The sequence below is a fragment of the Nocardioides kribbensis genome, assembly GCF_015070375.1.
GTDB lineage: Bacteria > Actinomycetota > Actinomycetes > Propionibacteriales > Nocardioidaceae > Nocardioides > Nocardioides kribbensis.
Window position 1 is genome coordinate 117,162 of the sequence record NZ_JADCLL010000005.1, and the last position, 13,734, is coordinate 130,895.

Genomic DNA, 13,734 nt, shown 5'->3' on the forward strand with positions numbered 1-13,734 from the left:
GCCCGAGCGCCGACAGGACGCCTCCGCTCCCCCGCCCCACCCGCCGCCGCGCCGCAGGGGCCGAGCCGGACATCACCCCGGTCCTCGTCACGGGCCTCACCACGGCGCGGGGCGAGTGGCCGGGGCGGGCCCAGCCGTCGGGGGGAGCCCGGCTGTCGGTGGCGTCGGCGAGACTGGCCCGGTGACCCCTCCCACCCCCGCGGCCGCGCCGCCCGCCGACCCGCTGGCGCGCTTCAGCGAGCCGACGCGCACGTGGTTCGCCGCGGCGTTCGCGGAGCCCACCCCGGCGCAGGCCGGCGCGTGGGAGGCGATCGGCGCGGGCCGGCACGCCCTGGTGGTGGCGCCGACCGGGTCGGGCAAGACCCTGTCGGCCTTCCTGTGGTCGCTCGACCGGCTGCTGTCGACCCCGCCGCCGGAGGACAAGCAGCGCCGCTGCCGGGTGCTCTACGTCTCCCCGCTGAAGGCGCTGGCCGTGGACGTCGAGCGCAACCTGCGCTCCCCGCTCACGGGCATCCGGCACACCGCCGACCGGCTCGGGTCCGAGGTGGCCGACGTGCGGGTCGGCGTGCGCTCCGGCGACACGAGCGCGGCCGACCGCCGCAAGCTCACCACCGCTCCGCCCGACATCATGATCACGACGCCCGAGTCGCTCTTCCTGATGCTCACCTCCCAGGCCCGCGAGTCGCTGCGCGGCGTCGAGACGGTCATCGTCGACGAGGTCCACGCCGTGGCCGGCGGCAAGCGCGGCGCCCACCTCGCGCTCACCCTCGAGCGCCTCGACGCCTTGCTGGAGCGGCCGGCGCAGCGGGTCGGGCTGTCGGCCACCGTGCGGCCGCTGGAGGAGGTCGCGCGCTACCTCGGCGGCTCCGCGCCCGTCGAGATCGTCGCGCCGCCGTCCCGCAAGCAGTGGGAGCTGAGCGTCGTCGTGCCCGTGGAGGACATGACCGCCCCGGGGGGCTACGACGAGGAGGACGCCGACGGCGAGGGCTCGGCCACCCGGGCGGCCTCGATCTGGCCCCATGTCGAGGAGCGCGTCGTCGACCTCATCGAGTCGCACCGCTCGACCATCGTCTTCGCCAACTCCCGGCGGCTCTCCGAGCGCCTCACCTCGCGGCTCAACGAGATCGCCAACGAGCGCGCCGGCGTCGAGCCCGAGGCCGGGGACCTCGTGCCCGTGCCCGCCGGCGCCCACGACCACGACGGCGACCCCCACGGTGACGGCGCCGGCCACGGGGACGACCAACCCGACGACCTGGCCGACGACCTGGCCGACGACCACGACGGCAGCGGACGGACCGTCCCGTCGCGCCCGCCGGCCCAGGTCATGGCCCAGTCCGGGTCCTCCGGCGGCAGCCCGGAGGGCGCGGTCGTCATCGCCAAGGCCCACCACGGGTCGGTCTCGAAGGAGCAGCGCGCGCTGATCGAGGACGACCTGAAGCGCGGCCGCCTGCCCGCCGTGGTCGCCACCAGCAGCCTCGAGCTCGGCATCGACATGGGGGCGGTCGACCTGGTCGTGCAGATCGAGTCGCCCCCCTCGGTCGCCAGCGCCCTGCAGCGCGTGGGCCGTGCGGGCCACCAGGTCGGCGAGGTGTCACGGGGGGTGCTCTTCCCCAAGCACCGTGGCGACCTCGCCCAGACCGCCGTCGCCGTGCAGCGCATGCGCGCCGGCGCCATCGAGTCGCTGCGGGTGCCGACCAACCCCCTCGACGTGCTGGCCCAGCAGGTCGTGGCCATCACCGCGCTCGAGGGCTGGGACGCCGACGAGCTCTTCGCCCTGGTGCGCCGCTCGGCGCCGTTCACCGCCCTGCCCCGCTCGGCCTACGACGCCACCCTCGACCTGCTCAGCGGCCGCTACCCCTCCGACGAGTTCGCCGAGCTGCGCCCGCGCATCGTCTGGGACCGCGTCACCGGCGAGCTCACCGGCCGGCCCGGCGCGCAGCGCCTGGCGGTGACCAGCGGCGGCACCATCCCCGACCGCGGCCTCTTCGGGGTCTTCCTGGTCGGCGGCGAGGGCCCGGGGCGGCGCGTCGGCGAGCTCGACGAGGAGATGGTCTACGAGTCGCGCGTCGGCGACGTCTTCGCCCTCGGCGCCACCAGCTGGCGCATCGAGGACATCACCCACGACCGGGTCCTCGTCACCCCGGCTCCCGGCATCCCGGGCCGGCTGCCCTTCTGGAAGGGCGACAGCCTGGGCCGCCCCGCCGAGCTGGGCCAGGCCATCGGTGCCTTCACCCGGGAGCTGGCCGCGCTGCCCCGCCCCGCTGCCGAGGCCAAGGTGCGCGAGGAGGGTCTCGACGAGTGGGCCGCGGGCAACCTGGTGTCCTACCTCCACGAGCAGCTGGAGGCCACCAACACCCTGCCCAGCGACCGCACCCTGCTCGTCGAGCGCTTCCGCGACGAGCTCGGCGACTGGCGCCTGGTCCTCCACTCGCCCTACGGCACCCCCGTGCACGCGCCGTGGGCCCTCGCGCTCAACGCACGCCTGCGCGAGCGCTACGGCGTCGACGGCCAGGCCGTGGCCTCCGACGACGGCATCGTCATCCGCATCCCCGACACCGACGCCGAGCCGCCCGGCGCGGAGCTGGTGGTCTTCGAGCCCGACGAGGTCGACGACCTGGTCACCCAGGAGGTCGGTGGCTCGGCGCTCTTCGCCTCCCGCTTCCGCGAGTGCGCCGCCCGGGCCCTGCTGCTGCCCCGGCGCGACCCGGGTCGCCGCTCACCGCTGTGGCAGCAGCGTCAGCGCTCGGCGGCGCTGCTGGAGGTCGCCTCCAAGTACCCGTCGTTCCCGATCGTGCTCGAGGCCGTGCGTGAGTGCCTCCAGGACGTCTACGACCTCCCGTCCCTGATCGGCCTCATGCGACGGGTGGAGCAGCGCGAGGTGCAGGTGGTCGACGTGGCCACGCCGTCGCCCTCGCCCTTCGCCCGCAGCCTGCTCTTCGGCTACGTCGCGCAGTTCGTCTACGAGGGCGACTCCCCCATCGCCGAGCGCCGCGCCGCGGCGCTCTCGCTCGACCAGGGCCTGCTCGCCGAGCTGCTGGGCCGCGCCGAGCTGCGCGAGCTGCTCGACCCCGAGGTGCTCGAGGAGGTCGCCGCCGAGCTCCAGCGGCTGACCGAGGAGCGACGGGCCCGCGACGCCGAGGGCGTGGCCGACCTGCTGCGCCTGCTCGGGCCGCTGAGCACCGACGAGATCGCCGCGCGCAGCGTGCCCGACGCCGACGTCACCGGGTGGCTGTCAGCGCTCGCGCAGAGCCGCCGCGTGGTCGAGCTGCGGATGGCCGGCGACGAGCGCTGGTCGGCGATCGAGGACGTCGGCCGCCTGCGTGACGGTCTGGGCACCCCCGTGCCCCCGGGCACGCCGGAGGCGTTCACCGACCCCGTCGACGACCCGCTGGGCGACCTGGTCGCACGCTTCGCGCGCACCCACGGACCCTTCACCACCGACGACGTCGCCGCGCGCCTGGGCCTCGGCACGGCGGTCGTGCGCCACACCCTGCAGCGCCTGGCCGCCTCGGGGCGGGTGCTGGAGGGCGAGTTCCGACCGCACGGCTCGGGCAGCGAGTGGTGCGAGGCCGAGGTGCTGCGCCGTCTGCGCCGCCGCTCGCTGGCCCGGCTGCGCAAGGAGGTCGAGCCCGTCGACCCCGAGGCGCTGGGCCGCTTCCTGCCGGCCTGGCAGCACGTGTGGGCCGCCTCCACCAGCGGTCGGGGCGGCCTGCGCGGCGTCGACGGCGTGCTCGCCGCCGTCGACCAGCTCGCCGGCTGTGCCGTGCCCGCCTCGGCGCTGGAGCCGCTGGTGCTCTCGGCGCGGGTGCGTGACTACGAGCCGTCGTACCTCGACGAGCTCACCGCCTCCGGGGAGGTCGTCTGGTCGGGTCATGGCGCGCTGCCGGGCTCCGACGGCTGGGTGTCGCTCCACCTCGCCGACCAGGCCCCGCTGACGCTGCCCGCCCACGAGCCCTTCGACCACAGCGAGCTGCACCAGGCCATCCTCGACTCCCTCGAGGGCGGCGGCGCGTGGTTCTTCCGCCAGCTCGTGCAGCAGGTGCAGGCCACCGGCCAGAGCGCCACCGACCAGGCCGTCTCGGCGGCGCTGTGGGACCTGGTCTGGTCGGGGCGGGTCAGCAACGACACCCTCACCCCGCTGCGCGCGCTGCCCCGCGGTGGCTCCTCGGCCCACCGCAGCAAGCGCCCGCCGCCGCGGCTGCGGATGTCGTCGACCACCGGCGGGCGCGGCGGCGCCCGACCCGCGCCACGCACCGGCCCTCCCGAGACCGCCGGCCGCTGGGCGCTGCTGCCCGACGTCGACGCCGACCCGACCCGCCGCGCCCACGCCAGCGCCGAGCACCTGCTGGAGCGTCACGGCGTGGTGATCCGCGGTGCCGTGATGAGCGAGCGCGTCGCCGGCGGCTTCGCCGCGGTCTACAAGGTGCTCTCGGCCTTCGAGGACTCCGGTCGCTGCCGACGGGGCTACTTCGTCAGTGGCCTGGGCGCAGCGCAGTTCGGCACCGCGGGGTCCATCGACCGGCTGCGGACCTTCTCCGAGGCCGCCGAGGGATCCGGCGACGCCAAGCCCCTCGCGGTCGCCCTCGCCGCCACCGATCCCGCCAACCCCTACGGCGCGGCCCTGCCCTGGCCCGCGCGACCCTCGACCAGCGAGGCCGCCGAGGGCGAGAAGGGCCACCGCCCCGGCCGCAAGGCCGGCGGCCTGGTGGTGCTCGTCGACGGGGAGCTCACCCTCTACGTCGAGCGCGGCGGCCGCACCCTGCTCACCTGGACCGACGACGTCGACCGGCTCACCCTCGGCGCCCAGTCGCTCGCCGACGCCGCCCGGGCCGGGGCGCTGGGCCGGATGACGGTGGAGAAGGCCGACGGCGCCCCGCTGCTGGGCGGCGGCACGACCCCGCTGCGCGAGGCGCTGCAGTCGGCCGGCTTCCTGGCCACCCCGCGCGGGCTGCAGCTGAGGAGCCGGGGTGCCTGAGGGCGACACCGTCTTCCGCGCCGCCCGGCTGCTCGACCGCTCGCTCTCGGGCCGGGTGCTCGTGCGCACCGACTTCCGGGTGCCGCAGCACGCCACCACCGACCTGTCCGGGGGCAGCGTGCGGGCGACGGTCTCGCGCGGCAAGCACCTGCTCACACGCATCGAGCACCCGACCGGTCGCTGGACCCTCCACACCCACCTCAAGATGGAGGGCGCCTGGCGGGTGCTGGACTCCGGGGCGCGCTGGCCCCGCCCGGCCCACCAGGCACGCGTGGTGCTCGACGTGGGGCCGCGCCACGCGGTCGGGTTCTCCCTGGGGATCGTGGAGCTGCTGCCCACCGCTGACGAGGACGCGGTCGTGGGCCACCTCGGACCCGACCTGCTCGGCCCCGACTGGGACGAGGACGAGGCGCTGCGCCGCCTCCACGAGGACGACGCCCGCGAGGTCGGCGACGCGCTGCGCGACCAGACCAGGCTGGCGGGCCTGGGCAACATGTACGTCGCCGAGCTGTGCTTCGTCACCGGCGTGCACCCCCGCGTGCCCGTCGGCGAGGTGCGCGACCTGCCGCGCATGGTGCGCCGTGGGCGCCAGATGCTCGACCTCAACAAGGAGCGGGCGGTCCAGTCCACCACCGGCGACCTGCGCGAGCGCCGGCGCACGTGGGTCTACCGCCAGGACCACGCGCCGTGTCGGCGCTGCGGCACGAGGGTGGAGGTCGACCTGCAGGGCCCGGCCGGCCGCGAGCGCGCGATCTACTTCTGCCCGTCGTGCCAGCCCGTGCCCACGGGGCCCGGCCGGTCCTGAGCGACAGCCCGACGCGCTCCGAGGCCGCGGCGGGTCAGGCGGCGGAGGCGACGACGGGGCCGGCGGCGCGCGGCACCGGGAGCGGTGTGGCCGCGGTGGCGGCCTCCTCCAGGGCGACGGCGTCGGAGACCGAGCGGAGCACCAGCGAGAGCGGCACGTCGAGGGCCTGGCACAGCGAGAACAGCAGCTCGGAGGAGGCTTCCTTCTGGCCGCGCTCGATCTCGGAGATGTAGCCCAGGCTGACCCTGGCCTGCTCGGAGACCTCGCGCAGGGTCATGCCCCGTTGCATCCGCTGCGCGCGGAGCACGTCGCCGAGCAGGCGGCGGAAGAGCACCATGCGAGCCTCCGTGGGTTGTCCGGTCGATCTCCGGGTCGATCAAGGATGCCAACGCTACCGGAGAGGGTTCTGTTCCACCCGGAGGTCCCCGGGGTCGGCGTCGTCGTGGGGCTCCCCGGGACCGGCGGCGGCCTCCTGGTCGAGGTGCACCAGCAGGCCGAGCAGCGCCTCGCGACACGTGCTCTCCTGGATCTGCGCGCGGGTGCCCGCGAGCTCCAGCGACAGCACCGAGGTGACCTCGGGGCCGGCCACGCCGACGAAGACCGTGCCCACCGGGCGCCCCTCCTGCGCGTCGGGCCCGGCCACCCCCGTCGTGGCCAGGGCGTACGTCGCGCCTGCGACCCGGCGGGCGCCCCCGGCCATCGCGGCGGCGCAGTCGGCCGAGACGACGCCGTGCTCGTCGACCAGCTCCTGGGGCACGCCCAGCAGCGAGACCTTGAGGTCGGTGGCGTAGGTGACCGCCCCGCCGCGGTAGACCGCCGACGCACCCGGCACGGCGGTGAGCGCCGTCGCGAGGCGGCCGCCGGTGAGCGACTCGGCGGTGGCGACGGTGGCGCCCTCGGCGCGCAGCCGGTCGACCAGGCGGGTGGCGACCTCGGTGAGGTCGTCGGGGGCGGGGCGTCGCAGCATGCCCCGACCCTGCCACAGCGGGTGCGGTGTCGTGCCGGTCGGGCGGGGGCCGGGCGAGGGCACCGCCCGTAGGCTCCCCGGCATGCCGCTGCCCATCGAGGACTACGCCCTGATCGGCGACCGGCGCACCGCGGCGCTGGTCGGGACCGACGGCTCGGTCGACTGGCTCTGCCTGCCTCGCTTCGACTCTCCCGCCTGCCTGGCCGCCCTGCTCGGCACGCCGGAGCACGGCCACTGGCAGCTGGTGCCGACGGTGCCCTACGCCACCGAGCGGCGCTACCTCGGCTCCTCGGCGATGCTGGAGACGACCTTCACCACGGCCGCGGGCGTGGTGACCCTGACCGACGTGATGCCCCGCGGCGACCAGCGGGCCGACCTGGTGCGCCGCCTGGTCTGCGTGAGCGGCACGGTGCCGATGCGTCACGAGTGGCGGCTGCGCCCCGACTACGGCCGGATCCGGCCGTGGGTGCGTCGCGAGTGCCTCGGCGGCGAGGACGTCATCACCGCGGTGGCCGGCCCCGACAAGCTCGTGCTGCGCGGGCCGCGGCTCCCGGTGGCGGTCGACCACACCCACGCCGACGAGTTCAGTCTCGCCGCCGGGGAGGAGCTGTCCTTCGCGATGGTGTGGCTGCCCTCGCACGTCGAGCCCGGTCACCTGGGCGACCTCGACGCGCGGGTGGCCGAGACGGTGGCCGAGGACGAGGCGTGGGCGCAGGTGTGCCGCCAGGACCTCCCCCACCCCGAGGCCGTGCGACGCTCGCTGCTGACGCTGCGGCTGATGACCCACGAGGTGACGGGGGGCATCGTCGCGGCGCCCACGACCTCGCTGCCCGAGGAGTTCGGCGGCGAGCGCAATTGGGACTACCGCTTCTGCTGGCTGCGCGACGCCGCGCTGACGCTCGCCTCGCTGCTGCAGGCCGGCTACACCGAGGAGGCCGCGGCGTGGCGCGACTGGCTGCTGCGCGCGGTGGCCGGCGACCCCGAGGACCTGCAGGTGATGTACGCCGTGGACGGCTCCCGCCGGCTGCCCGAGTCGGAGCTCGACCACCTGCCGGGCTACGCCGGCTCACGCCCGGTGAGGATCGGCAACGGCGCCGTCGGGCAGCGCCAGCACGACGTGCTGGGCGAGGTGATGGACGCCCTCGCGCTGGTGCGCGAGCACCTCGGCGACGACGACCCCAACGCCTGGGCGCTGCAGCGGGCCCTGGTCGACGACCTGGTCACCCGCTGGCGCGATCCCGACCACGGCATCTGGGAGATCCGTGGGGAGCCGCGCCACTTCACCCACTCGCGCGCCATGGTGTGGGTCGCCTTCGACCGGGCCGTGCGGGCGGTCGAGGAGCGGGGTCTGCCCGGCGACGTCGACCGGTGGCGCCGCGAGCGCGACGCCGCCCGCGACCTGGTGCTTGGTGAGGGGTGGGACTCCGAGCGGGGCACGTTCGTGCAGCACCCCGGCACCCGCGAGGTCGACGCCTCGCTGCTGGTGCTGGCCACCATCGGGCTGCTGCCCGGCGACGACCCGCGTCTGGCCGGCACCATCCGTGCCGTCGAGGAGGACCTGCTGCGTGACGGGCTCGTGCTCCGCTACCGCACCGCCAGCGGAGTCGACGGGCTCTCCGGCGACGAGCACCCCTTCCTGGCGTGCTCGTTCTGGCTGGCCTCGGCCTACGCCGTCGTCGGTCGCCTCGACGACGCGCGGGCCCTGCTCGGGCGGCTGGTCGGGCTCTCCACCGATGTCGGCCTCCTCGCCGAGGAGTACGACCCGGGGGCCGAGCGCATGGTCGGCAACTTCCCCCAGGCCTTCAGCCACCTGGCCCTCGTGCAGGCGGCGTTCCACCTCGCCGCGGCCGAGCGCCGCTGACGGAGTCCCGCGGTCCGGCGGGCCGGACGCAGGACGGGGCCCTGCCGGTCGGCAGGGCCCCGTCGGTGCTGGTGCGGGTCGGGCGGGTCAGTCGGTCACTTCACGACCCGGATCGTGGAGGTCCCGCCGACGGTCGCGTCGCCCTTGCTCCACTCGACCTGGAGGGTCTTGGTGCCGACCCGGTCGAAGGGTGCGAGGCGGATCTTCGCGACGCCCTGGCGGTTGGTCGTGGCGGTGCGGGTCTCGCCGCCGGGCAGCCGCACGGTGACGGTGCCGCCGCGGGCGGGCTCGCCATCGGCGGTGACCTTCACCCGCAGGGTCACCTTGGTCTTGCCGGCCTTGACCTTCTTGGGGGTGCTGCTGACCTTGAGCGCCAGCTCCGCGGCCGGGGGCGCCACGACGTCCTCGACCAGGTCGAGACCCATGACCACCGGGTCGTGGTCGGAGGAGCGGAACGGGCCGTCGGTGTGGAAGTCGGTCGGGCTGTAGTTGTAGCGGCTGTACTCCATGTAGATCGACTCACCGGAGTTGATGTTCCAGATGTCGTGCCCGGTCATCGCCTCGAGCGCGGCGTCGTTGGCGAGCACGTGGTCGAGGGAGCCGGAGAGGCCGCTGAAGGAGTAGGAGTACTCCGCGTCGGCGCCCTCGCCGTCCTCGATGTTGGTGTAGCCGGCCTGGTAGAGGACCTGGAGCGGGTCCTCCTGGGAGTAGGAGTTGAAGTCGCCGACGAGCAGGACGCCCTCGGCGCCGCTCTCCTGCTGCACACCGGGCACCCAGTCGCGCAGCGCGGTGGCCTGGGCCACGCGGTCGGGGTTGGCGTTGCCCTGCCCGGTGCCGTCGTCGGCGCCGGAGCCCTTGGACTTGAAGTGGTTGACCACGAAGAGGAACGGCTCGTCGCCGCCCGTCGGCGTGAAGGCCTGGGCGATGGGCTCACGGGCGTTGTCGAAGGCCTCGCCCGAGCCGCTCAGCGTGCCGAGGGCACGGGCCTCGCCGCTGCGCTCGACGGCGGCCGGCTTGTAGATGATCGCGTTGCTGATGACGTCCATCTCGGCCGCCGGGGGCAGCTCGGTCGACGACGGGTTGGCCGCCCACGTGCCGGCGCCGGCGTCGGCGTTGAGCGCCGCCACCAGCGTCTCGGTGGCCTCGTCGGCGTCGCCGTCGACGACCAGCGAGTTCTCGATCTCCATGAGACCCACGACGTCGGCGTCGAGGGCGTTGATGGCCGACACGATCTTGGCCTGCTGCCGCGCGAGGTCCTGGGGGTCCCAGGCGCCGCGCTGCTCGCAGCCCCCGCCCACGGAGTTGCCGTCGCCGTCCTTGTCGGGGAACGTCGTGCAGCCGCCGTCGCCGACGTTGTCGTCGTCGGCGTCGCCGAGGGTGGTGAAGTAGTTGAGGACGTTGAAGGACGCGACCTTGAGGTCGCTCTCGCCGTCGGCCTCGATGCGTGCCTCGTCGGGCGCGTCGGTGCGGGTGTTCTCGAAGGTCGCCGGCGACGTCGCGGTGTAGTCCGGGCCGCTGACGGTCTGCAGCGGCTGGAAGCGGTACGTCGGGGCGCTCGGCGACCCGCCCTGGGTGAGGATGACGTCGTCGGTGAACGTCGCCGCCGCTCCGACCCGCACGGGGGCGGTGTTGGAGAGGTAGGGCGGGGTCAGCGTCTTGCCGTTGGTGCCCGGGGCGTAGGTCGTGCCGGAGGCGTCGTCGAGCACGATGGCCCGAGCGGCGTTGTCGGCCTCGACCGCGCGGATCGCCGCGGTGTCCTGGGCGTCGGCGACCTCGGTGGGCTGGATGAGCGGCGTGTCGCCCAGGGCCAGGCCGACCTCGCCGAACTGGTGGGTGGAGAAGGTGTTGGTGACCGTGAAGTCGTCGGTGGGGTCGTAGAGCATCCCCTCCAGCGCCTCCTTCTCCGCCGCCGTGGCGGGCCACGCCGTGGTGGTGGTCGCCGTGACGGGCGCGGCCGGGGTGTCGAGCACCGTGGTCTCGGCCGCCGAGGAGACGACCTGGGTCTGACCGGCGTACTCGTCGACGTCGCCGCTGACCTCGACGTGGTCGCCGGGCTCCACGCTCACGCTGCCGGCACCGTTGGGGTAGTAGACGAAGACGCCGTCGGAGGCGGTGCGGGAGGCCGGGTCGACCGACCCGCCCGTGCCGGGGGTCTGCAGGTAGAACCCGTAGAGGAAGCGCGGGGCCGCGGTCACGACGCCGGAGGTGATGACCGGGTCGCCGTCGAGCGGCGAGGCCGCGCCGGTGCCCTGGATCTCGGGGATGGTGACCTCGACCGGGTCGGGCTCGGGCTCGGGCTCACCGGCGCCGCCCGAGCTCTGCGGCACCGGGGTGCCCTCGACGAAGTCGTCGGCGTTGTCGTCGGAGTCGGTGCCCGTGGCGGTGCGCGCGGCCGAGGTGCTGTTGGTCAGGGCGACGCCGGTGTTGCGCTCCTCGAAGGAGGTGGGCGTCGTGCCGTAGCCGACGGCGTCGAGGACACCGGCCGCGCCGGCGAGCTCGCCGGTGGCGCTCACGGGGGTCTCGGAGGAGGCCAGCACGACGACGCCGTTGCTTCCGGACATGGCGATGGTGCCGGTCGCGTCGGGCGTCGGCAGGGCGGCGGCCGGCGTGGTGCCGGCGGCCTGCTGCACCAGGTAGTGCCCGCCCGCGGGCACGGAGCCCGAGAGGGGCGTGACCTGGGCGCTGGTGCCGGTGGCGCTGCGGTACTGCACCGACATCCCGGTCACGCTGACGGCGCTCGCGGTGGGGTTGTAGAGCTCGATGAAGTCGTGGGTGAAGGCGGCGCCGGTGTTGCCGCCGCCGCCGTAGACCTCGCTGATGACGAGACCGGAGGCGTCGGGCGCGGCCAGGGCGGGGGCTCCGGCGAGGCCGGTGACGACCGCCGCGAGGCTGAACGCCCCGGCGACGGGCAGAGCCACCCGGCGGGTGGCTCGAGGGGACAGGGGCATGACAGACCTTCCGAGGGAGGGGTGCGTGCGGGACGTGCTCGTGGGTGCGCCCGACGGGCGCCCCGGTGGCCGCCGTGACCGGGGCCGCCGACGTGCGTCGGCGGCCCCGGTCAGGACGGTGTGGTGCTGGGGGTCAGCGGCTCAGCGGGTGCCCGAGACCGGCACGGTGACGGTGGTGCCGCTCGGTGCGGCCACCAGCTCGACCACGCCGCCGGAGGACCCGGCGGGCACGGTGAGGGTGACGGTGGCGCTCCCACCGTTGTCGGTGGTGATCGGGAAGGTGCCGAGCGGGCTCGTGGTCGAGCCGTCGACGTAGGTCGCGGTCAGCTCGGTGTTGGCCGGGCTGCCCAGCGAGGTGAGGTTGAGCTTCGAGAGGGTGAAGCTCGCCTCCTCGCCGGCGACGAGCGCGTCGGGAAGGCCCGACTCGGTGACCTGCTGGCGGGCGAAGTCGGGCGAGACCGGGTCGTTGCCGGCCAGGTAGTCGCGCCAGAGCTCGGCGTCGAGCAGGCCGGTGTCGGTGAAGGTGCCGTTGGTGAAGGCGCGGAAGTTGTCGCCGCCCGTGGCCAGGAACGACAGCGTCGAGATCGTGTAGGTGCGCGCCGGGTCGAGCGGCTCGCCGTCGATGAGCACCGAGGTGATCCGCGAGCCGGCGGCGGCCGTCGGATCGGTGGTGACCTGGACGTTGTCGGACATGCCGAGCTGCAGGTAGGGACGCGAGGGCACGGTGCCGTCGGCGTTGGTCTGGTACTGCTGCTCGAGCACCTGCTTGAGGTCGGCGCCGGTGAGCCGGACGATCGCGACGGTGTTGTTGAAGGGCAGCACGGCGTTGGCCTCGGCGAAGGTGACCACGCCGTCGGTGTTGGCCGGGTTGCTGGTCGTGTCGCCGGCGAAGAGCAGCTCGGCGCGCAGGCCGCCGGGGTTGGTCAGCCCGAGGTCGGGCTCGGCGAAGTCCTGCACGCCGTCGCGCAGGGCGTTGGCGACGAGGTCGCCCAGGGCCGACTCCTCCGCACGGGCGTCGCGCGTGCCACCGGTGTAGCCGTCGGGGCCGTAGCTGCCGCCGGAGAACGCGGTGGTGATGTCGTCGGTGATCTCCGCGACCGGCTGGTTGCCGACCTCGGCGGCCAGCCGCAGCGCGCGGTTGGTGATCTGCTGCACCTTGACCACCGCGGGGTAGGACAGGTCGGCCTCGGCGACGCGGGCGACGTTCTCCTGCGTGTAGGCCTTCACCCGGCCCGTGCGCTGGTTGACGCTCAGGGTGATCCGGCCGATGTTCTCGCCGTAGGAGCCGGTCTGCAGGACCGGTCGGGTGCGCTCGGTGCCGGGCACGGGGGCGTCCCAGGCGTACTGCTTGTGGGTGTGGCCGGTGAAGATCGCGTCGACCTTCGGCGTGGTCCTCGTGACGATGCGGGCGAAGGCGCCGCCCTCGGCGACCTCCTCCTCCAGCGTGGCGCCCGCGGGGGCACCCTCGCCGGCGCCCTCGTGGAACTCCGCCACGAGCACGTCGGCCTCGCCGTTGCCCGGCCTGCCGTCGGAGAGCTGGCGCGCGACGCGGTTGACCGCGGCGACCGGGTCGCCGAACTCGATGCCCTCGATGCCTGCGGGGCTGACCAGGCTCGCGGTCTCCTCCGTCACGGCGCCGATGACGCCGACGGTGACCCCGGCGCGCTTGAAGGTGTCGTAGGCCGGCAGGACCGGCGTGCGGGTGCCCTCGGCGTAGACGTTGGCCCCGAGGTAGGAGAAGTCGGCGACGTTGTCCACGCGGCCGTCGAGGTCGTCGAAGCCGCGGTCGAACTCGTGGTTGCCCACCGACGACGTCTTGAGGCCCAGCGCGTCGAGCACCTTCAGCGTCGGCCGGTCCTTGAACTGGCTGGAGGCGAAGAGCGAGGCGCCGATGTTGTCGCCGGCGCTGAGGAAGAGCGTGCGCTTGGGACCGTTGGCGGCCTTGAGCCCCTCGACCGTGGTGGCGAACTTCGTGGTGTTGGCGTCGATGCGACCGTGGAAGTCGTTGATGTTGAGCAGGGTGAGGTCGACGACCTTGTCCGCTCGCGGAGCCGGGGCCGACGGAACGGCCTGGGCGGGAGCGACGGTGGTGACCGAGAGGGCGGCGGCCGCGAGGCCGAGGCCCAGCGACGCGGCGAGCGGACGGGTGGCCCGTCCGGACCAGGAGCGAGATAGCAC

At 74.7% G+C, this 13,734-nt stretch carries 7 protein-coding genes; 3 read left to right on the plus strand and 4 right to left on the minus strand.

All coding sequences use genetic code 11. From position 1 onward, the window contains the following. The first annotated feature begins 181 nt into the window (after nt 1-181). Both IR170_RS11860 and IR170_RS11865 read left to right on the plus strand, forming a co-directional pair. Nucleotides 182-4,975: an Lhr family ATP-dependent helicase gene (locus IR170_RS11860; RefSeq protein ID WP_193664296.1), complete on the plus strand. Its 4,794-nt coding sequence runs from the start codon at nt 182-184 to the stop codon at nt 4,973-4,975. Beyond that, nucleotides 4,968-5,780 carry a DNA-formamidopyrimidine glycosylase family protein gene (locus tag IR170_RS11865; protein ID WP_193664298.1) on the plus strand — a complete coding sequence of 271 codons (813 nt, stop codon included), beginning with the start codon at nt 4,968-4,970 and terminating at the stop codon, nt 5,778-5,780. Before IR170_RS11860 ends, IR170_RS11865 begins: the two co-directional genes overlap by 8 nt. Before the next feature lie 34 nt (nt 5,781-5,814). On the opposite strand, the gene IR170_RS11870 is transcribed toward IR170_RS11865, so the two are convergent. After that, the gene (locus tag IR170_RS11870) at nt 5,815-6,117 is read right to left on the minus strand and encodes a helix-turn-helix domain-containing protein (RefSeq protein ID WP_056862710.1); all 303 of its coding nucleotides are present in this window, start codon (nt 6,115-6,117) and stop codon (nt 5,815-5,817) included. Between the two features lie 54 nt (nt 6,118-6,171). Then, nucleotides 6,172-6,747, minus strand: a complete 576-nt coding sequence (locus IR170_RS11875; protein WP_193664300.1) for a CinA family protein — start codon at nt 6,745-6,747, stop codon at nt 6,172-6,174. 82 nt (nt 6,748-6,829) lie between these two features. Here IR170_RS11875 and IR170_RS11880 point away from each other — a divergent pair, with 82 nt between their 5' ends. Then, on the plus strand, nt 6,830-8,608 hold the full coding sequence (locus IR170_RS11880; RefSeq protein WP_193664302.1) for a glycoside hydrolase family 15 protein: 1,779 nt from the start codon (nt 6,830-6,832) through the stop codon (nt 8,606-8,608). 95 nt (nt 8,609-8,703) lie between these two features. Here the strand turns inward: IR170_RS11880 and IR170_RS11885 are convergent, their stop codons facing one another. After that, nucleotides 8,704-11,526, minus strand: coding sequence for an ExeM/NucH family extracellular endonuclease (locus IR170_RS11885; RefSeq protein ID WP_193664304.1), 2,823 nt, complete (start codon nt 11,524-11,526; stop codon nt 8,704-8,706). A 171-nt stretch (nt 11,527-11,697) separates the two neighbouring features. Beyond that, entirely contained in the window at nt 11,698-13,734 is a 2,037-nt protein-coding gene (locus IR170_RS11890) for a bifunctional metallophosphatase/5'-nucleotidase (protein ID WP_251530851.1), read from the minus strand.